This is a genomic window from Pseudomonas fluorescens (assembly GCF_018614775.1).
Taxonomy (GTDB): domain Bacteria; phylum Pseudomonadota; class Gammaproteobacteria; order Pseudomonadales; family Pseudomonadaceae; genus Aquipseudomonas; species Aquipseudomonas fluorescens_BY.
This window is the reverse complement of record NZ_JAGGOF010000023.1, coordinates 1-20,126: the sequence shown is the minus strand read 5'-3', so window position 1 is coordinate 20,126 and position 20,126 is coordinate 1. Positions and strand designations below refer to the sequence as shown.

Here is a 20,126-nt window from a genome sequence, read left to right as displayed (position 1 = left end):
GAGAAGTACGTCGTGGCGCGAAGGGTTTACTGAACCTTGTTCATGCCTTCCTGACGCAGTTCCTGAACCCCTTTCTGGGAGTCCTTGAGTGCTTGTTCCGCCTTGGCGGCCTGAGCCTTGCGCTCGGCGACGCGAGCATCCCATTCGGCCTGTTCGGCCAGACGCTTGGCTTCGTCGTATTTCTTGTCGTGCATCGCCATTTCGGCCTGCTTGAGCTTGTCCTGGGCCGATTTCATTTCCACTGCGGCGAATTCGGTACCGCCGGCACTCACGGCGCTGTTGACCGCCGATTGGGTCACCGCGTACTGCTCCGAAGGCGGGTTGCCGGCGCAACCGGCCAGGATGAAGCTGCTACCGATGGCCAGGGCAGCCAACTTCAGGCCACGCAGGCCTGCGGATGAGGGTTTGGCAGTGCAGGTATTCATAGGCTTCAACTCCATTGGAAAACTCCTGAAAAAAAACACATCCATGCTGGGACCGAAACCGTGACGTCTGTATTTGGCGCTGGCGCCAGGGCGCGTTTTTAAAACGGCCGTTCCAGTATGGTTACACGGTGTGACCCGAAGTTTTTTTCAAAAGTTCAGCGAAGGTGGCCAATCGCCAAAAGAATTGCTGACTGATCGGTCAGCTCAGGAAAAGCTGAACTTTCAGGGCGCACAGCGGTATTCCCGGCGCCGGTTAAAGTGCCGGGAATACTTCGCAGGGGGAAGTGTCAGTGCTTCGACTTGTCGTTCTGCGAGGAAAGCTGATGCAAATGGCGCCGGGACAAGGCGAGGAATCTCGGTGTCGGGCCGACGTCTTCGTACAGCGGGTCACCCTCTTCATCGGTGGCAACCACCTGCTGGCCCTTGACGTACGGGAAGCTCGCTTCCAGCTCTTCCAGCGCCGCGCCGATCAGTTCGCCCAACAGTTCTTCGGGCTGGCGCTTGGGGTACATGTCGCAGATCGCCGCCAGGCGTGCCGCGGCCTCTACGTCCAGATGGATCGTGTAGCCGGTCTGGGTCAGGCGACCCTTGGCGTTTTCTTCCCAGTGCTGGGCAAGCTCCCGGATTTTCATGATGGCCTCATAGTCTGCTTATGGCAGGCGGTGTGAGTGGCAAGCCTTTGTGTGGCCTATCATGAGACTAGCTTTGTCTTGCAAGGTTTAAAGGCCCTTCGTCGCTTGTCATAAGCCACCGGCATCGGCACTCTCTGTCTCAATGGATCTAAACCGATAGCTGTCCGGACCTTTTGCTGGAGAACTGCTGATGACCGATATCGATGCCCGCTTGCGCGAGGATGTCCACCTGCTCGGCGAGCTGCTGGGCAATACCATTCGCGAGCAGTACGGGGACACGTTTCTCGACAAGATCGAGCAGATCCGCAAGGGCGCCAAGGCCGACCGCCGCGGCTCGGTGGATGCCGAGCTCAGCGCGAGTCTCAACCAGCTGAGGGAGGACGAGCTGTTGCCGGTGGCGCGGGCGTTCAACCAGTTCCTCAACCTGGCCAACATCGCCGAGCAGTACCAGCTCATCCATCGCCGCGAAGAGTCGCAGCCGGCATCGTTCGAGGCACGGGTACTGCCCGAACTGCTCGCCCGGTTGCGGGCCGAGGGCCATGGCGCCGAGTCGCTGGCCCGGCAACTGGGACGGCTGGAGATCGAGCTGGTCCTGACGGCCCATCCCACGGAAGTGGCCCGCCGAACCCTGATCCAGAAATACGACGCCATCGCCGCACAACTGGCGGCCCAGGACCACCGCGACCTGACCAGCGCCGAGCGCGCGCAGATCCACGAACGCCTGCAACGCCTGATCGCCGAAGCCTGGCACACCGAGGAAATCCGCCGCACCCGGCCGACCCCCGTGGACGAGGCCAAGTGGGGCTTCGCGGTGATCGAGCATTCGCTGTGGCAGGCCATTCCCAATTACCTGCGCAAGGCCGATCAGGCCCTGCATGCCGCCACCGGCCTGCGCTTGCCACTGGAAGCCGCGCCGATCCGCTTTGCTTCGTGGATGGGCGGCGACCGTGACGGCAACCCGAATGTCACGGCGGCGGTGACCCGCGAAGTGCTGTTGCTGGCGCGCTGGATGGCGGCGGACCTGTACCTGCGTGACGTCGATCACCTGGCCGCCGAGCTGTCCATGCAGAACGCCAGCGAAGCCTTGCGTGCCCTGGCGGGCGACAGCGCCGAGCCCTATCGCGCTGTACTCAAGCAATTGCGTGAGCGCCTGCGCGCCACCCGCAACTGGGCCCAGGCCTCCTTGAAAGGCAACACCCCCGCGCCTGCCGACGTGTTGCAGAGCAACCGGGAACTGCTGGATCCACTGGAGCTGTGCTATCAGTCGCTGCATGAGTGCGGCATGGGCGTGATCGCCGACGGGCCGCTGCTCGATTGCCTGCGTCGGGCGGTCACCTTCGGCCTGTTCCTGGTACGTCTCGATGTGCGCCAGGACTCGACCCGCCACAGCGCCGCCATGACGGAAATCACCGACTACCTGGGCCTGGGTCGCTATGAGGAGTGGGACGAGGAGCAGCGCATTCGCTTCCTGCTGGAAGAACTGAATAACCGGCGCCCGTTATTGCCTGCTCATTTCAAACCGTCCGCCGATACCGCCGAGGTGTTGGCCACCTGCCGGGAAGTGGCGGCGGCACCTGCGGCCTCCCTGGGTTCGTACGTGATCTCCATGGCCGGCGCGGCCTCCGATGTGCTCGCGGTGCAGCTGTTGCTGAAAGAGTCCGGCGTGTTGCGGCCGATGCGGGTGGTGCCGTTGTTCGAAACCCTGGCCGACCTCGACAACGCCGGACCTGTGATCGAACGGTTATTGCTGCTGCCGGGCTATCGCTCAAGGCTGCAAGAGCCTCAGGAAGTGATGATCGGTTATTCCGACTCGGCCAAGGATGCCGGGACCACGGCGGCCGCGTGGGCGCAGTACCGGGCCCAGGAACGGCTGGTGGACATCTGCCGCGAGCAGCAAGTCGAACTGCTGTTGTTCCACGGTCGCGGCGGCACCGTCGGGCGTGGCGGCGGTCCGGCGCACGCGGCGATCCTGTCGCAGCCGCCGGGCTCCGTGGCCGGGCGCTTCCGCACCACGGAACAGGGCGAAATGATTCGTTTCAAATTCGGCTTGCCGGACATCGCCGAACAGAACCTCAACCTTTATCTCGCCGCCGTGCTGGAAGCAACCCTGTTGCCGCCACCGCCGCCGACCCCCGAGTGGCGGCACCTGATGGACGAGCTGGCCGCCGATGGCGTCAGCGCCTACCGCGCCGTGGTGCGGGAAAATCCGCAATTCGTCGAGTACTTCCGCCAGTCCACGCCGGAGCAGGAACTGGGGCGCCTGCCGCTGGGTAGCCGTCCGGCCAAGCGTCGGGCCGGCGGGATCGAAAGCCTGCGGGCCATCCCCTGGATCTTCGGCTGGACCCAGACCCGCTTGATGCTGCCGGCCTGGCTCGGTTGGGAAACCGCCCTGGGCAAGGCCCTGGAGCGTGGTGAAGGCGAGTTGCTGGGCCAGATGCGCGAGCAGTGGCCGTTCTTCCGTACCCGCATCGATATGCTGGAGATGGTGCTGGCCAAGGCCGATGCCGACATCGCGCGCTCCTACGATGAGCGGCTGGTGGAACCTGAACTGCTACCGTTGGGTGCGCACTTACGCGACCTATTGTCGCAGGCCTGTTCCGTGGTACTGGGGCTGACCGGCCAGTCGCAGCTGCTGGCATATAGCCCAGACACGTTGGAATTCATCCGCTTGCGCAACACCTACCTCGACCCGCTGCACCTGTTGCAGGCCGAACTGCTGGCACGTTCGCGCCAACCGGACGTGACCCAGGGCAGCCCCGTGGAACAGGCGTTGCTGGTGTCTGTGGCAGGGATTGCCGCCGGTTTGCGCAATACCGGCTAAGGTTAGACAGCGCACCGAAACGGCTCGCCCGGCGTCACCGGGCGCTGCCTGACGGGGGAAGGAAGCGATCGACCAGGCGACAGTTTGTTGCCCGGTTGCGACTCTCGCCACCTGCGTCAAAGGTCGCGTCGGACGCCGGTTCCTCCGACTTTCGGCGGCTTGTGTGGGTCGGGCCTGCTGTGTATCTTGATCAGCCTTTGGCCGTTTGGGCGGTCACGATTCCAGTTTTCCGAGATTGGCCCCACGAGGCGAATCCGAGCGTTTTACATAAAAAATTGAGGAGCACATCGATGCGCGTCATTCTGCTGGGAGCTCCCGGGGCCGGTAAAGGTACTCAGGCAAAGTTCATCACCGAAAAATTCGGTATCCCGCAAATCTCCACGGGCGACATGCTGCGTGCCGCGGTCAAGGCCGGCACCGAGCTGGGCGTCAAGGCCAAGAGCATCATGGATGCCGGCGGCCTGGTGTCGGATGACCTGATCATCGCCCTGGTCAAGGATCGCATCGCTCAAGCCGATTGCGCCAACGGCTTCCTGTTCGACGGTTTCCCGCGCACCATTCCCCAGGCCGAAGCCCTGGTAGAAGCCGGCGTGGAACTCGATCACGTGGTCGAAATCGCCGTCGACGACGAAGAGATCGTCCAGCGCATCGCCGGTCGTCGCGTCCACGAGCCGTCCGGTCGCGTGTACCACACCGTCTATAACCCGCCAAAACTGGCTGGCAAGGATGACATCACCGGTGAAGAGCTGGTGCAGCGCAAGGACGACACCGAAGAAACCGTACGTCATCGCCTGTCGGTCTACCACTCCCAGACCAAGCCGCTGGTGGCGTTTTACCAGAACCTGTCGGCCGCCAATGGCAAGCCGAAATACAGCCACATCCCGGGCGTTGGCTCGGTCGATGCAATCACCGGCAAGGTGCTAGAAGCGCTGAGCTGAAAAGTCTGATTCGCTTCGTCAACTACGGCCCGCTTGCGGGCCGTAGTTGTTTATACTGGCGCCCTTTTTCCCCACCTGATTTCGGACACATCGATGAGCACCTTGCTGGCCCTGGACACCGCGACTGAAGCTTGCTCCGTTGCCTTGCTGCACGACGGCAAGGTCACGAGCCATTACGAGGTGATTCCGCGCCTGCATGCGCAGAAGCTGCTGCCGATGATCCAGCAATTGCTCAGCGATGCCGGGACCACCTTGCAAGCGGTGGATGCGATTGCCTTCGGGCGGGGGCCGGGGGCCTTCACCGGCGTGCGCATCGCCATCGGCGTGGTTCAGGGGTTGGCGTTTGCGCTGGAGCGCCCGGTGTTGCCGGTGTCCAACCTGGCGGTGCTGGCCCAGCGCGCCTTGCGCGAGCACGGCGCCCGGCAGGTAGCAGCCGCCATCGATGCACGGATGGATGAAGTGTACTGGGGCTGCTATCGCGAAACCGACGGCGAGATGCGCCTTGTCGGAGCTGAAGCGGTACTGCCACCTGAAGCGGCGGCTTTGCCAGGCGAAGCGGGCGGCGACTGGTTCGGCGCCGGTACCGGTTGGGGCTACGGCGAGCGCATTGCCGTCAACCTCAGCGATCAGGATGCCGCCATGCTGCCTCACGCCGAAGACCTGCTGACCCTGGCCCGGTTCGCCTGGGCTCGCGGCGAAGCCATCCCGGCCGACAACGCGCAGCCGGTGTACCTGCGCGACAAGGTGGCGGTGCCCAAGGCTGAGCGCTAATCCCAAGGGTGTTGTGGCAAGGGGGAAAGTCGTTCTCCCCTCCACAAGTCACACTCATTATCGCCAGTCGTCACTTTTTCAGCCGGTTTTTAAACCTTTTTGGCTTTATGTGCTCTAGTTATCACTTGCGCATTTGCGTGGCTGCGAAAGTGCCGCTAAATTGCCATCATTGATACCGAGCATTCCAGTATGCGTATAGACGGCGTTTCATCCCAGTCCTACCCCATCAAGCGCAAGCCTCGTGCAAATGTCGCTACGGATGAGTCTGTCGATGATATCGATGGCGAACTGGAATTCCCGTCCGAAGAGCAATTGGCTGCCCGCGCCGCCAAAGCCGCCGCGCAACGCCTGAGCAACCTTCCCGCCCGCCAGCAAGACATGCTCTATCACCGCGCCATGAAGCGCAGTGTCGCGGCGGCCCTGGCCAGCTACCTCAGCACCGCCGGCTTCGTCGACTGGGATATGGAAGTGCTGGGCCTCGACCTCTACATCTGATGGGGTTGCCTTACTACCTGGGCTGCCCGTCGTGGAGCGAGAACGCCTGGCGCGATTATCTGTATCCCCAGGACGCCAGAAGCAGCGATTTCCTGAATCTCTATGCCCAGGTGTTCAACGCTGTGGAAGGCAATACGACGTTCTACGCCAGCCCTTCTGCGGCCATCGTCCAGCGCTGGGCCGACATCATGCCCGCGCATTTTCGTTTCACCGCCAAGTTGCCCGGTGATATCAGCCACAACGGCGACTTGCGCGAGCACCTGACGGCCACCGAAACCTTCGTGCAGTTGCTCAGCCCCTTGGGCGAACGGGTCTCGCCGTTCTGGCTGCAATTGTCCAAGGCCTTCACACCCCATCGACTGTCTGAGCTGGCCGCTTTCATCGACGCTTTCGAGCGGCCATTGGCCGTGGAAGTCCGCCACGATGAGTTCTTTGCCAAGGGCGATGCCGAGCGACAGCTCAATCGTTTGCTGCTCGATCGCGGCGTCGAACGCATCTGCCTTGATCCCAGGGCCTTGTTCAGTTGCACCTCGACCGATCCTGCCGTGCTCCATGCGCAATCGAAAAAGCCCCGGGTGCCACCCCGGCCCACTGCATTTACCCAATGCCCGCAGGTGCGTTTCATCGGTCATCCGGTGCTGGAAGCCAACGAGCCGTTCCTGACACCCTGGGTGGAGAAAATCGCCGTGTGGATCGAAGAAGGGCGCACGCCGTATATCTTCCTGCACACCGCCGACAACCTGCTGGCGGCAAAGCTTGCGCAACACTTTCACCACCGATTGATGAGTCGATTGCCTGGCTTACCGGCCCTGCCTGAGCTATATAGAGAGCCCGCCGCCGAGCAACTGGGTCTGCTCTGAGGCCCAACCGTTCTCTGCCCAGGAGCAAACCACATGGATGCGCAAACCCGCCGGGCCCAGGCGTTCAAGGCCCTGCACGAACGCGAGGAGGCTTTCGTCATTCCCAATCCGTGGGATGCCGGTTCCGCCAGGATGCTTGCCAGCCTCGGTTTTGAAGCCTTGGCGACCACCAGTGCCGGTAACGCTTTCTCCCTGGCCCGGCCTGATGGGGCACTGGGCCTGGATGACACCCTGGCAAACGTCCGGGCGATTGTTGCCGCCTCTGACCTGCCGGTCGCGGTCGATCTGGAGAACGGTTTTGCCGATGCGCCCGAGGCGTGTGCGCACAACCTGCTCCGGGCGGCGGAGGCCGGCGCGGTGGGTGGCTCGATCGAAGATGCCACCGGGCGCGAAGACAGTCCGATCTATTGTTTCGAGCATGCCGTGGCGCGGGTCAAGGCCGCCGCCGAGGCCGTGCGCAGGTTGCCGTATCCGTTTTTGCTGACGGCCAGGGCGGAAAACTTCCTGCATGGCAATCCGGACCTGGATGACACGATTCGTCGCCTGAAGGCGTTTGCCGAAGCCGGTGCCGATGTGCTCTACGCCCCCGGCCTGAGCACCGCCGAGCAAGTGCGCGCGGTGGTCGAGGCCGTGGCGCCGAAACCGGTGAACGTGCTGATGTCCGGGGCACTGGACCTGACCGTCGCGCAGTTGAGCGAGCTGGGCGTCAAGCGCATCAGCGTCGGTTCGGCGTTGGCCCTGGCGGCCTATGGGGAATTCTTCCGCGCCGCCGAGGAAATCCAGCAGCAGGGCACGTTCACCTTCACTCGCCGCTCGATGCCGTTCAAGCAGGCCAACCAGTTATTCAAGGGTTGATGCCCGAGGCAATGTCGTGCGGGTCTTGAAAGGTTTCCTGTTGTTGCTGTTGATCATCGGTGTCGCCCTGCTGGCGGTATGGCGCGGTTGGCTGTCGCTGCCGCCACATTGGAATCCCTGGGCGCCTCTGGACGTCAACCTTGCGCCCAACCTGCTGACCCGCTACAAGCTCATGGCCCTGCGCAACGATCCACAGCTGTGTGACCAAGCGCTGGCGACGTCGGGGTTGCGGGTCGTTCGCCAGGCCGACAGCAATACCAAGAGCGACTGCCCGTTGATCAATGTGCTGCGGGTGCAGGGCGGCGAGGTGGCGTTGAGCAGCAGTTTTCTGGCCAGTTGCCCGTTGGCCGTAGCGTTCGCACTGTTCGAGCGCCATGCGTTGCAGCCGGCGTCAGCGGCAGCCTATGGGCAGAAAGTCACGCGGGTCGATCACCTCGGCAGTTTCGCCTGTCGCAACATGTACGGCCGCGAGACGGGGGCGCGCAGCCAACACGCCACGGCCAGTGCACTGGACATCGCCGGGTTTCGCCTGGCCGATGGCCGTACGGTGAGCGTGCTGAGGGATTGGCCGAAGGACAACGCCGACGCGCGATTCCTGCGCCAGGTGCGCGATGGCGCCTGTGACATGTTCAGCGTGGTCTTGAGCCCGGATTACAACGCGGCGCACCGCAACCATTTTCATCTGGACGTGGGGCCCTGGTGGATCTGCCGGTGAAGGTCAGGCGGCGATACGCAGGTTCTGCAATACGATCGGGCGTGCCCAGCGGGTGTCGAAGTCCAGTGCTTTCTGCTGGGCCACGATCTCTTCTTGCGGGAACGGCGGGAGCGGCTTGTCCAGCAGGTTGAGTTCCAGTTCGGCAATCGGCAGGTGCAAGGGGCGCGGCTGCGGTGCAGGGCCGGGTTCCGGCAGCGGTTGGCCGGCGCTGAGCACGAGGGGGCGAACCCAGTGGCTCTCGAAACTCTGCTGCTTCTGCTGGGCGACGATTTCTTCTTCAGGGAAGGGTGGGAAGGGCTTGTCCAGCAGGTCGAGTTCGAATTCGGCGATGGGCAGGAACAGCGGTTCCGGCGGTTTGACCTGGGTTTGTGTCACGTCGCAGGTGCGCTGGCTGACAATGTGGTCCAGCAGTTCGGCGCCCAGGGTCGGTTCAACGGCCTCATCGAGGGCGACGGGCTGGTAGCTGCCAGGCGCCGGTGCCGCGTCACCCAGTTGATCGGCCAGGGCCCGGGCAAAAAAATCCTGCCACAGGTGACTGACGCCGCTCAGCGCTTGGGTGTTGCGCAGGCTGTAATCGCCGTAAGGGGAGATCACGCCTATCGATGTGGATCGAATGTCTGACATTTTTCTCGGTCGACGCTCAGCTCTGGCAAAATGCCGTTCACTGATGTTATCGGCGGTTTTTGCCGATCCTTAATTTTTTGAGCGTGTTTTCATGATTGAGCAACCTGCCGCTTGCCGTATCCATGTCGAGGCCCTGTCCCCGGTCTTCCAGCCGCAGGCGGAACACTGGGCCGAGCAGCTTGGCCTGCCCATGCAGGTCGACGACGGCGAGTTTGCCTTGCAGGTCGGTGCGCAGGGGCTGCAGTTGCAGCAACTGGGGCCGGACGCGCCGGGGCCGGTTCGGGTCGACTTTGTCGAGGGCGGCGCGGCCCATCGCCGCTTGTACGGCGGCGGCAGCGGCCAGATGATCGCCAAAGCGGTGGGTGTTGCCCAAGGCGTGCGCCCGCGGGTGCTGGATGCCACGGCGGGGTTGGGCAAAGATGCGTTCGTGCTCGCCAGCCTGGGCTGTGAAATGAGCCTGATCGAGCGTCAGCCGTTGATCGGTGCGCTGTTGGAGGATGGCCTGGCCCGTGGCGCAGACGATTTCGACGTGGCGCCGATCGTGGCGCGCATGCGTTTGCTCAAGGGCAACTCCATCGAGGTGATGCGCAACTGGGAAGGCGAACCGCCCCAGGTGATCTACCTGGACCCGATGTTCCCCCATCGTGAGAAAACCGCCCTGGTGAAGAAGGAAATGCGCCTGTTCCGGCCCCTGGTGGGCGATGACCCGGACGCCCCGGCACTGCTCGCCGCAGCACTGGCCCTGGCGACCCACCGGGTGGTGGTCAAGCGCCCGCGCAAGGCGCCGTGCATCGACGGGCCGAAGCCGAGCCATGGGTTGGATGGCAAGTCCAGTCGGTATGACATCTACCCCAAGAAGGCGCTCAAGCCCTGAGACTGCAGCGCCTAGAGGTTGTGTGCTCGACGCCAATCCACTGTGGGAGCGAGCCTGCTCGCGATGAGGCCCGTCCAAACGCCGAAAATCTAGACCCTGTAAGCCCGCAAAAACAACCCTACCACCTCCCGCACATGAGCCTCGGCCGCTTCGGGCTCCAATGGCGCGCCGCAGCCATACAGCAGCCGGAAATTCGCCGCGCCCTTGATCAGGCAGAAGAAATGCTCAGCGGCGTTGCGCGGCTTGTCGATGTTCAAGGCTCCGCTCTGGTGGACCTTGCTCAACAGGCGCTCCATGCCCGACAGCATCCGCTGTGGGCCAGCCTCGAAGAAAATCGCCGAGAGTTTCGGGTCCTGGCTGCCGAGGGCCATGATCACCCGATGCAGGTTCACCGACTCTTCGCTGCTGACCAATAGATGAAAGCCACGGGCGATGTTCAGCAACACGTCTTCAATCGCCACGCCTTCAGGCCATTCGAAGAACAGCGGCGGCACCTGCTCCTCGCACCTGGCGATCACTGCTGCGGAAAACAGCGTTTCCTTGTCATTGAAGTGGCTGTAGACCGTCAGTTTGGACACCCCGGCTTCGGTCGCCACGGCGTCCATGCTGGTGTTGGCGTAACCGAGGCTCACGAACAGGCGTTTGGCCGCCTCGAGAATGGCCTGGCGCTTGGCCAGATCCTTGGGACGGCCGGGGCCGCTGGGGGATGGAAGATTGTTCGACATTATTTCGCTTTAATACTGGACTGGTGAGTTTGCTATTAATAACATACTCGCCAGTATAATTATTCCAAGCACCATTAGCGAAAGGTCATCTGCCATGTTCCGCTATGCCTTGCCCCTCGCCGTGCCAGTCAGCCTGGCTTTTTTATTGTCTGCGTGCGGTCATGACGAGCCGGTGCCCGTCGTCGTGCGCCCGGCCATGGTGGTGAAACCCGAGCCGTCGGCCCAGGCCGTTGAAAGCTATCCTGGCGAAGTGCGTGCGCGTTTCGAGCCCGACCTGGCCTTTCGCATTGGCGGCAAAGTGAGCCGGCGACTGGTTGAAGAGGGCCAGCGGGTCAAGACGAACCAACCGCTGGCCGAACTCGACCCCGAAGACGTGCGCCTGCAACTGGAAGCGACTCGCGCCCAGGTGGCTGCCGCCGAGGCCAACCTGAACCTGGTGCGTGCCGAGCGTGACCGCTACAAGACCTTGATGGACCGCCAGATGGTCAGCCGCTCGCAGTTCGACAATGCCGAAAACCTCTATCGTGCAGGCACCGCGCGGCTCAAGCAGATCAAGGCCGAGTTTGACGTGGCCAACAACCAGGCCAGCTACTCGGTGCTGCGCGCGCCCCAGGATGGCGTTGTCGCCCGGCGTGCCGTGGAAGTCGGGCAAGTGGTGTCGGCTGGGCAAACCGTCTTTACCCTGGCCACCGACGGCGAGCGCGAAGTGCTGATCAGCCTGCCGGAACAGGGCTTTGGCCGGTTCAAGATCGGCCAGCCGGTGTCGGTTGAACTGTGGAGCCAGCCCGACCAGCGTTTCAGCGGGCGCATTCGCGAACTCTCGCCGGCCGCCGACCCCAGGTCCCGTACCTTCGCCGCTCGCGTGGCCTTCATCGCCGGCAGCGTGCCGGCCGAGTTGGGCCAGAGCGCCCGGGTGTTTATCCAGACGGCCGACAAAGTGTCGCTGTCGGTGCCCTTGTCGGCCCTGACCGCCGAGAACGGCGCGACCTACGTTTGGGTGGTCAATGCCAACAACACCTTGAAGAAGGTCCCGGTGCGGGTCGGCGCGTTCGGCGAAAAGACCGTCCCGGTGCTTGAAGGTTTGAACCCGGATGACTGGGTGGTGGCCGCCGGTGTCCATGTGCTCCTCGACGGCCAGCAGGTGCGGCCGGTGGATCGCTCCAACCGCGTGGTCAACCTGGCGGCCAAGGAGTAAGTCCCGATGGGTTTCAATCTTTCCGAATGGGCGCTGCGTAATCGCCAGATCGCACTGTTCCTGATGCTCCTGCTGGCTATCGTTGGCGCGCTTTCCTATACCAAGCTGGGTCAGAGCGAAGACCCGCCCTTTACCTTCAAAGCCATGGTGGTCCGCACCCTCTGGCCGGGCGCCACCGCCGAGGAAGTCTCGCGCCAGGTCACTGAACGCATCGAAAAGAAGCTGATGGAGACCGGCGAATACGAGCGCATTGTCTCGTTCTCGCGTCCGGGTGAATCCCAGGTGACCTTCGTGGCCCGCGATTCCCTGCATTCGGTGCAGATCCCCGAGTTGTGGTACCAGTTGCGCAAGAAAGTCGGCGACATCCGCCACACTTTGCCGCCGGGCATCCAGGGGCCGTTCTTCAACGATGAGTTCGGCACCACCTTCGGCAATATTTACGCGCTGACTGGCGACGGTTTCGACTACGCCGTGCTCAAGGACTACGCCGATCGCATCCAGATCCAGCTGCAACGGGTCAAGGACGTGGGCAAGGTCGAGCTGCTCGGTTTGCAGGACGAGAAGATCTGGATCGAACTGTCGAACGTCAAGCTGGCGACCCTCGGCTTGCCGCTGGCGGCGGTCCAGCAGGCCCTTGAGGAGCAGAACGCGGTCTCGACCGCAGGCTTCTTCGAGACCGGCAGCGAGCGATTACAGCTACGGGTTTCGGGGAATTTCCAGACCGTCGACGAGATCCGCGACTTCCCGATCCGGGTCGCCGGCCGGACGTTCCGTATCAGCGACCTGGCGGACGTGCGTCGTGGGTTCAACGACCCACCCGCGCCGCGCATGCGCTTCATGGGCGAGGACGCCATCGGCCTGGCCGTGGCGATGAAGGAGGGCGGTGACATCCTGGTCCTGGGCAAGGCGCTGGAGGCCGAGTTTGCGCGGATCCAGAACAACCTCCCGGCCGGCATGCAGTTGCGCAAGGTGTCGGACCAGCCGGCAGCGGTGAAGACCGGCGTCGGCGAGTTCGTCCAGGTTCTGGTCGAAGCCCTGACGATCGTGTTGCTGGTGAGCTTTTTCTCCCTGGGCCTGCGCACCGGTATGGTCGTGGCCCTGGCGATCCCGCTGGTGCTGGCGATGACATTTGCCGCGATGTACTACCTGGGCATCGGCCTGCACAAGATTTCCCTCGGTGCGCTGGTGTTGGCATTGGGGCTGCTGGTGGATGACGCGATCATCGCCGTGGAGATGATGGCGATCAAGATGGAACAGGGCTTCGATCGCATCAAGGCCGCCAGCTATGCCTGGACCAGCACCGCGTTCCCGATGCTCACCGGTACGCTGATCACGGCGGCGGGTTTCCTGCCGATCGCCACCGCGCAATCGGGCACGGGCGAATACACCCGCTCGATTTTCCAGGTGGTGACCCTGGCGTTGCTGGCGTCCTGGGTGGCCGCCGTGGTGTTCGTGCCCTACCTGGGGGAACGACTCCTGCCGGACCTGGCGAAAATTCACGCGGCCAAACACGGTACCGCTGAAGGCCAGTTCGACCCCTATGGCACGCCGTTCTATCAGCGTGTCAGACGCCTGGTGGGGTGGTGCGTGCGTCGACGCAAAACCGTCATCGCGCTGACCGTGCTGTTGTTCATCGGCTCGGTGGTGCTGTTCCGTTTTGTGCCGCAGCAGTTCTTCCCCGCGTCCGGGCGGCTGGAGTTGATGGTCGACCTGAAACTTGAGGAAGGTGCCTCTCTGAGCAATACCGCCGAGCAGGTCAAGCGCCTTGAAGCGCTGCTCAAGGACCATGCAGGTATCGACAATTACGTGGCCTACGTCGGCACCGGTTCACCGCGCTTCTACTTGCCGCTGGATCAACAACTGCCGGCGTCCAGCTTCGCCCAGTTCGTGGTGCTGGCCAAGACCATCGAAGACCGCGAACCGCTGCGCAGCTGGTTGATCACCACCCTCAACGAACAATTCCCGACCCTGCGCTCGCGGGTCACGCGCCTGGAGAACGGCCCGCCGGTGGGTTATCCGGTGCAGTTCCGCGTCACCGGCGAGCACATCGAAGAAGTCCGGGCCCTGGCGCGCAAAGTGGCGGCGAAGGTCAGGGAAAACCCCTACGTCGTCAATGTGCATCTGGATTGGGAAGAGCCGAGCAAGGTGGTGTACCTGAACGTCGATCAGGACCGTGCCCGGGCCCTGGGCGTCACGACGGCCCACCTGGCGAGCTTCCTGCGCAGTTCGCTGACCGGCTCGAGTGTCAGCCAGTACCGCGAGGACAACGAACTGATCGAGATCCTGCTGCGGGGCACGGTGCATGAGCGCACCGAACTGTCGCTGCTGCCGAGCCTGGCGGTGCCGACCGACAATGGCCAAAGCGTTGCGTTGTCGCAGATCGCGACGTTGGAGTACGGCTTCGAAGAAGGCGTGATCTGGCACCGCAATCGGCTGCCGAGCGTGACCGTGCGGGCGGACATCTACGGCAAGGAACAACCGGCCACCCTGGTGCAACAGATTTTCCCGACCCTGGAGCCGATTCGCGCTGAATTGCCCGACGGTTACCTGCTGGAAGTCGGCGGTACGGTCGAGGATTCGGCCCGTGGGCAGAAGTCGGTGAATGCCGGTGTGCCGTTGTTCATCGTGGTGGTGCTGACGCTGCTGATGCTGCAACTGCGCAGTTTCTCCCGCACTGCGATGGTGTTTCTCACAGCGCCCTTGGGGCTGATCGGCGTCACGCTGTTCCTGCTGGTGTTCCACCAGCCGTTCGGTTTTGTCGCCATGCTGGGGACCATCGCGTTGTCGGGGATGATCATGCGCAACTCGGTGATCCTGGTGGATCAGATCGAACAGGACATCACGGCCGGGCTTGCCCCTTGGCAGGCAATCATCGAAGCCACCGTACGCCGCTTCCGGCCCATTGTGCTGACCGCGCTGGCGGCGGTGCTGGCGATGATTCCATTGTCACGCAGCCTGTTCTTCGGCCCGATGGCGGTGGCGATCATGGGTGGGTTGATCGTGGCGACGGCGTTGACGCTGTTGTTCCTGCCGGCGTTGTATGCGGCGTGGTTCAGGGTCAGGAAAGCCTGATAGCGAGGGATGATCGTTCCCACGCTCTGCGTGGGAATGCATCCAATGGCGCTCTGCGTCACATGGGACGCGGAGCGTCCCGGGCGGCATTCCCACGCGGAGCGTAGGAACGATCTGCAACTCGGGTCAGAGGGTTCCGAAGACCTTCTTCGCCAAACTGGTCGCCGCTGCTGCGGGGTTCTGGCGAATAGTGGCTTCCTGCTTGCCGATCATTTCGAACAACCCGTCCAGCGCCTGCTCGGTCACGTAGTTTTCGATGTTGGCGCTTTTCGCGTCCAGCACGCCGAAGGTGGCGGCCTGGCCGGCGAAGGCGTTGTATTTCTGGGCCAGGCCGACCTTGTCGGTGGCTTGCTTGACGATGGGCAGGAACTTGGCGCGGATCTGCTCGCGGCTGCTCTTGTTCAGGTACTGCGTCGCCGAGTCCTTCCCGCCGCTCAGGATGCCCTTGGCATCGTCCACGCTCATGTTCTTCACAGCGTTGACCAGGATCGGCTGGGCCTGGACCACGGCCGCTTCGGCCGCCTGGTTCATGCTGGTTTCCAACTGATCGACCTGGTCACCCATGCCGAAGGCTTTCATTTTGCTGGCGACCTTGCCGAGCTTGCCCGGCAGCTCGATCTTCACGTCGGGGTTATTGCTGAAGCCGCCCGGCGTGCCGAGCTGCTTGACCGCGACCTGGGCGCCTTGGGTCAGCGCGTCCTTGAGACCGCCGGTGGCGTCCTTTTGCGAAAGATCGCCGAGGGACAGGGCCATGGCATTGGCGCAAATCAACAGGCCGGCGCACAGGCCGGTGAAGCGGAAAGTAGAGCGGAGCATGACGGCGTCCTTAAAGGTTTTGAAAAGGGTTGACGGCGTGCCGCGTCAGCAGCATGCCGTGCAGAGTGAAGCGCCAGCACAACCGGGCGCCCGAGGGCATCAGTCCTGCGCCAGTTGCGCCACCTGATCCGCGGCATCTTCACTGCGATGCAACGCCACCTGGCGGATCGACAGGCGAATCTCCGCTGGCAGCACCCGCTTGGCGGCGCCCTCGGCCAATTCGCCCAGCAGCTCGTGATAGCTTAGCTTGCCTGCTTCGTCGCGGCGCAGCACGTCGAGGTCCAGCAGGGTCTGGATGAAGTGGCGGAACAGGCTCTTGTCGAAGAATTCCGGGGCGTTCAGGCCGTGCAGGATCGACAGGCGCTGGGCCATGACGGTGCACAGGTCTTCCAGTTCTTCGGCGCTGACGCTGTGCTGGCCGCTGTTGAGCAGCAGCGAGACGGTCATGTAGAACCGCTGCAAGGTCTGGGCAATGCTTTTCGACAGCAGGGTCAGCAGCACGAAATGCCGCGAACTCGGGGCCGGGCGCAGGTACAGGTCTTTTTCGAAACGCAGCAGGCCTTGTTCGACGAACGCTTCGAGCCACTGGTCGACCACGTCGTCCAGCGCTTCCAGCGACCAGCGAATGAACAGCTCTGATTGCAGGTACGGGTACAGCGCACGGGTGTAGCGCAGGATCTGCTCGCGGCTCATGCGCGACGTGCTCTGGAAGAAGCTTGCCAGCAACGCCGGCAGGGCGAAGATGTGCAGCACGTTGTTGCGGTAATAGGTCATCAAGACCGCGTTCTGCTCGTCCAGGTACAGGATCTTGCCCAGGGCATCGCTCTGTTCCGAGAGCAGGTCCATGCCTTTCACGTGCTCGATCAGCGCCTGGCCGTCGCCTTCGGGCAGGGTGGTGTGCGGCGAGTACGGGACCTTGCGCAGCAGCGCCAGGTACAAGTCCAGCACCCGGGCCATAGCCCGGTCGTCCAGCGCCAGGCGGCTGGTGGACAGCAATGCCAGGGCCACGAGGTTGACCGGGTTGATGGCGGCGGCCTCGTTCAGGTGCCGGGCCACGCGCTCGCCAAGGCGGTGGGTGGTCGCGTTGAGCCAGGCCGGTTTGAACTGCGGCCCCAGTTCCTGCTGGCGCCAGTCGGGCTGTTCGCCGTCGAGGAACTCCGCCAGTTTGATCGGCTCGCCGAAGTTCACTGCCACCTGGCCGAAGCGTTGTTTGAGGGCGCCGATGACCTTGAAGATGTCGAAGATCGATTCTTTCTTCTTGCTGGCGCCGCGCAGTTCGCCCAGGTAGGTGCGACCTTCCAGCACCCGCTCATAGCCGATGTACACCGGTACGAAGACGATTGGCGTGCGCGACGAACGCAGGAAGCTGCGCAGGGTGATGGCAAGCATGCCGGTCTTGGGCTGGAGCATGCGCCCGGTGCGTGAGCGACCGCCCTCGACGAAGTACTCCACCGGGAAGCCTTTGGTGAACAGCGTGTGCAGGTATTCGTTGAACACGGCGGTGTAGAGCGGGTTGCCCTTGAAGGTGCGGCGCATGAAAAACGCTCCGCCACGGCGCAGCAGGCTACCGATGACCGGCATGTTGAGGTTGATGCCGGCGGCGATGTGCGGTGGCGTCAGGCCGTTGCGAAACAGCAGGTACGAGAGCAGCAGGTAGTCGATGTGGCTGCGGTGACACGGCACGTAGATGACTTCGTGACCCGGGGCGATGTCCTGCACGCCTTCGATGTTGTTGACCTTGATGCCATCGTAAATCTTGTTCCAGAACCAGCTCAGGACCACTTCCAGGAAGCGGATCGCGGTGTAGGTGTAGTCCGAGGCGATTTCGTTGCCATAGCGCAGGGCCTGGGCCTTGGCTTTCTCCGCCGGGATTTTCTCCCGTTCGGCCTCGTCGGCAATCGCCTGTTTGACCAGCGGCTGGTTCAGCAGGCCCTTGACCAGGTTGCGTCGGTGAGAAATATCGGGGCCGATGACCGCTGCTTTCAGGTTGCGGAAGTGCACCCGCAGGATCCGCTGGGCCATGCGCACGGTGCGTTCGTGGCCCTTGTCGTGTTCGATCAGTTCGCGCAGGTGGATCGGCGCAGAGAACTGCACGCGGGTCTTGCGCCCCAGGATCATGATGCTCAACAGGCGCCGCAGGCGACCGGTGACGGCCCAGCTGTCGGCAAACAGCAGTTTCCACGGGCTGGATTCGCTGTCGGGGGATTGGCCCCAGAACACGCTGACCGGGATGATCTGTGCATCTTCAGCGGCGTCGTGGCTGAGGACGTTGACCAGTCGCGTCAGGGTTGGGGGCGCGCCGCGCTTGTCCTGGCGCCCGAGCCAGTCCGGTGCCGGCGTCAGGTAGAAAAACGCCGCCGGTTCCAGCAGGTCGCCCACCGACACCGGTAACACCGGCCGAGGCAGGCCGGCCTTGGTGCACTCGGTGTCGAGCACCGCCAGGTCGGTAAGCGAAGGGTCTTGCAGGACGTAGAACACCGGACGGCTGCGGTCGAGGTTAAGGGTGAAGGACGACTGGTTGATCGTCTCGGAGCGAACCCAGAGGTACAACAGTCGGCGCAGGGTGCCAAACACCAGACGGCGGAACGGAGAGCGGGTCATACGACTTCTGCATGAGTGGATGGGACGAGCGGCAGGTAGTGTGCCGGATTGACTGAAAATCGGCAAAAAACCGTGGTTTTTTACCTCACGCTTGGGAAGCCATTCGCTTTCCGAATCGCTGTCGGACCTGTCAGGTCTGCCAGTAGACACGTAGGACAAACGAGCTCATATATTCATCGCAACGCCATTCAAATGGCACCGATTGGAGTGCTTCGAACGGAGAGGCCGGCCATGAAAAACTATTGGACGATGCTTTTGCTGGGGGCATTGATTGCCTGTTCACCCGTAGCGATGGCGTTAGTGCTTTCACCCCCGACGATCGAGACACCGCAGATAAAGGGTTCAGCCTATCGGCTGCCATGGCTGTCCGGAACTGGTGTTCCGGGGGCAACGGTTCAGGTAGCCACAAGCTTTACCGGTAGTCCCGTGTTAGGCGATGCGACGGTTGGCGTCGACGGTCGTTGGCAGATGCGCAGTGCGGTGGCGCTGCCTGTCGACGCTTATTCGATTGTGAGTAAGCAGTCCTTGAATGGCGACGCATCGGATTGGGGCGCAAACGTGCCGATCATGGTGGTCGATATTATTGAACCACCGGTGGTCAATGCGCCGCTTCAAAATGGTTTGACCGAGCCTCGGCTCATGTTTTCCGGCACGGGGTTTCCGGGAGCGACGGTTTACGTGGTAAAGAGCTTTTCGGGCGACCCGTTGGCCAGTACAACGGTTGAGGCCAATGGACACTGGGCCGTCCGCACTGCAACTGACCTACCCCTGGGTGCCTATTCGATAAGCAGTTACCAGATAGTCGACGGCAACAGGTCGGACTGGGGGATGAATACCCCATTCAACGTGGACAGGTGGGTGACTGAAGGCGAGCGAGTTTCGAAGGAACTCAACGTGTTATTTGCTGCAACCAACAACAGTTGCGGCAGCAATAGCGCTGCTTTCCGCTGCAGCGGGGTCCTGATTCGTACGGTGGACTACTCGCCTGCGTTCCATTCCTGGAACCCGAGCCCGTCCGCTATCAACCTTGGTGGCGTCTCGTTCAGCTACATGAGGGCCGGGCTAGGCATGGATCGTCTGCAAGGAAGTCGTACCCAAGGCTTGATTCTGGAGCCGACCCAGTCGTTTGCCGATAATGCCTATCCGCTTCAAGTGTTATGTGCGTTTCCCTACGATGGAGAGTCCCTGCGCAGGGACGCGAATGGTTGCGGTGCCAGTTACGATTTCCCTCAAGGCAGCGGGCCTTGCATCGCTCAGAACATCAGCACGCTGGAAGCTTGGCGTGCGCATTTTCAACAGTACCCGAGCGCTCCAGACCGCTATCGCCATCAATGCAGCTTGGGTCCCGACCAGGCGGCGTATGCCTTGAGCCTCATCGCTCGAGAGAACCCAAGCGCGGAGACCCCGGATTGGCAACAAAACGAAATCGTCATCAAGACCTGGCCGCAAAATACGTCCAATCTTCCTATCAAGGCATTCTTTTACTTCTATACAGCAAACGGGACTGCGGGTGCCGAAGCGGCAAAACTCATCCAGCAGGATTTCTTCGGTACAACGGGACGGCGTGTCCCGGTGATTCGAATAACGCCGGATGCAACGCCAGGTCAAGTCTTCAACTACATCCTTGAGGATCAAGGCGTTTTATAGCAGGGGTATGCGCCGATCAGGTGGATACCTGCGAGAAGAAGATCGTGTCCCAGGAAGTGG

General features: G+C 62.6%; 17 protein-coding genes. 11 read left to right on the top strand and 6 right to left on the bottom strand.

Going from position 1 to position 20,126, the window contains the following annotated elements; translation table 11 throughout:
• Positions 1-26 precede the first annotated feature (26 nt).
• Both J7E36_RS06680 and J7E36_RS06675 read right to left on the bottom strand, forming a co-directional pair.
• Positions 27-440, bottom strand: coding sequence for a DUF4398 domain-containing protein (locus tag J7E36_RS06680; protein WP_215001140.1), 414 nt, complete (start codon positions 438-440; stop codon positions 27-29).
• A gap of 272 nt (positions 441-712) precedes the next feature.
• Entirely contained in the window at positions 713-1,057 is a 345-nt protein-coding gene (locus J7E36_RS06675) for a pilin assembly protein (protein WP_215001138.1), read from the bottom strand.
• 190 nt (positions 1,058-1,247) lie between these two features.
• Here J7E36_RS06675 and ppc point away from each other — a divergent pair, with 190 nt between their 5' ends.
• The 7 genes from ppc to J7E36_RS06640 all read left to right on the top strand — a co-directional run bounded on the left by ppc (position 1,248) and on the right by J7E36_RS06640 (position 8,512).
• Positions 1,248-3,878 (top strand): phosphoenolpyruvate carboxylase, encoded by a 2,631-nt coding sequence (gene ppc, locus J7E36_RS06670; protein WP_215001136.1) that lies wholly within the window; start codon positions 1,248-1,250, stop codon positions 3,876-3,878.
• A gap of 290 nt (positions 3,879-4,168) precedes the next feature.
• Complete coding sequence (adk, locus tag J7E36_RS06665) at positions 4,169-4,816, top strand: adenylate kinase (protein ID WP_215001134.1); 648 nt, start codon at positions 4,169-4,171, stop codon at positions 4,814-4,816.
• Positions 4,817-4,909: 93 nt separating this feature from the next.
• Positions 4,910-5,587 (top strand): tRNA (adenosine(37)-N6)-threonylcarbamoyltransferase complex dimerization subunit type 1 TsaB, encoded by a 678-nt coding sequence (gene tsaB / locus J7E36_RS06660; protein WP_215001116.1) that lies wholly within the window; start codon positions 4,910-4,912, stop codon positions 5,585-5,587.
• Positions 5,588-5,776: 189 nt separating this feature from the next.
• Positions 5,777-6,082, top strand: coding sequence for a hypothetical protein (locus J7E36_RS06655; RefSeq protein ID WP_215001114.1), 306 nt, complete (start codon positions 5,777-5,779; stop codon positions 6,080-6,082).
• Positions 6,082-6,942, top strand: coding sequence for a DUF72 domain-containing protein (locus J7E36_RS06650; protein ID WP_215001112.1), 861 nt, complete (start codon positions 6,082-6,084; stop codon positions 6,940-6,942). The genes J7E36_RS06655 and J7E36_RS06650 overlap by 1 nt, the downstream gene beginning before the upstream one ends.
• Before the next feature lie 33 nt (positions 6,943-6,975).
• A complete protein-coding gene (locus J7E36_RS06645) occupies positions 6,976-7,797 on the top strand; it encodes an isocitrate lyase/PEP mutase family protein (RefSeq protein ID WP_215001110.1) in 822 nt (273 codons plus the stop codon).
• A gap of 16 nt (positions 7,798-7,813) precedes the next feature.
• Positions 7,814-8,512, top strand: a complete 699-nt coding sequence (locus J7E36_RS06640) for an extensin-like domain-containing protein (protein ID WP_215001108.1) — start codon at positions 7,814-7,816, stop codon at positions 8,510-8,512.
• A 3-nt stretch (positions 8,513-8,515) separates the two neighbouring features.
• Here J7E36_RS06640 and J7E36_RS06635 read toward each other — a convergent pair whose 3' ends face one another.
• Positions 8,516-9,136 (bottom strand): energy transducer TonB, encoded by a 621-nt coding sequence (locus J7E36_RS06635; RefSeq protein WP_215001106.1) that lies wholly within the window; start codon positions 9,134-9,136, stop codon positions 8,516-8,518.
• 91 nt (positions 9,137-9,227) lie between these two features.
• Between J7E36_RS06635 and J7E36_RS06630 the strand changes: the two genes are divergently transcribed.
• The gene (locus tag J7E36_RS06630; protein ID WP_251030528.1) at positions 9,228-10,010 is read left to right on the top strand and encodes a class I SAM-dependent methyltransferase; all 783 of its coding nucleotides are present in this window, start codon (positions 9,228-9,230) and stop codon (positions 10,008-10,010) included.
• Positions 10,011-10,099: 89 nt separating this feature from the next.
• Here J7E36_RS06630 and J7E36_RS06625 read toward each other — a convergent pair whose 3' ends face one another.
• Entirely contained in the window at positions 10,100-10,735 is a 636-nt protein-coding gene (locus J7E36_RS06625) for a TetR/AcrR family transcriptional regulator (protein WP_215001104.1), read from the bottom strand.
• A gap of 94 nt (positions 10,736-10,829) precedes the next feature.
• Here J7E36_RS06625 and J7E36_RS06620 point away from each other — a divergent pair, with 94 nt between their 5' ends.
• Both J7E36_RS06620 and J7E36_RS06615 read left to right on the top strand, forming a co-directional pair.
• Positions 10,830-11,930 carry an efflux RND transporter periplasmic adaptor subunit gene (locus J7E36_RS06620; RefSeq protein WP_215001102.1) on the top strand — a complete coding sequence of 367 codons (1,101 nt, stop codon included), beginning with the start codon at positions 10,830-10,832 and terminating at the stop codon, positions 11,928-11,930.
• 6 nt (positions 11,931-11,936) lie between these two features.
• Entirely contained in the window at positions 11,937-15,002 is a 3,066-nt protein-coding gene (locus J7E36_RS06615) for an efflux RND transporter permease subunit (RefSeq protein ID WP_215001100.1), read from the top strand.
• A 126-nt stretch (positions 15,003-15,128) separates the two neighbouring features.
• Here the strand turns inward: J7E36_RS06615 and J7E36_RS06610 are convergent, their stop codons facing one another.
• Together J7E36_RS06610 and plsB are read right to left on the bottom strand one after the other, a co-directional pair.
• A complete protein-coding gene (locus J7E36_RS06610; protein WP_215001098.1) occupies positions 15,129-15,818 on the bottom strand; it encodes a DUF4197 domain-containing protein in 690 nt (229 codons plus the stop codon).
• Between the two features lie 99 nt (positions 15,819-15,917).
• Positions 15,918-18,419, bottom strand: a complete 2,502-nt coding sequence (plsB, locus tag J7E36_RS06605) for a glycerol-3-phosphate 1-O-acyltransferase PlsB (RefSeq protein WP_215001096.1) — start codon at positions 18,417-18,419, stop codon at positions 15,918-15,920.
• Between the two features lie 231 nt (positions 18,420-18,650).
• Here plsB and J7E36_RS06600 point away from each other — a divergent pair, with 231 nt between their 5' ends.
• Positions 18,651-20,066 carry a hypothetical protein gene (locus tag J7E36_RS06600; protein WP_215001093.1) on the top strand — a complete coding sequence of 472 codons (1,416 nt, stop codon included), beginning with the start codon at positions 18,651-18,653 and terminating at the stop codon, positions 20,064-20,066.
• Positions 20,067-20,126: the final 60 nt, after the last annotated feature.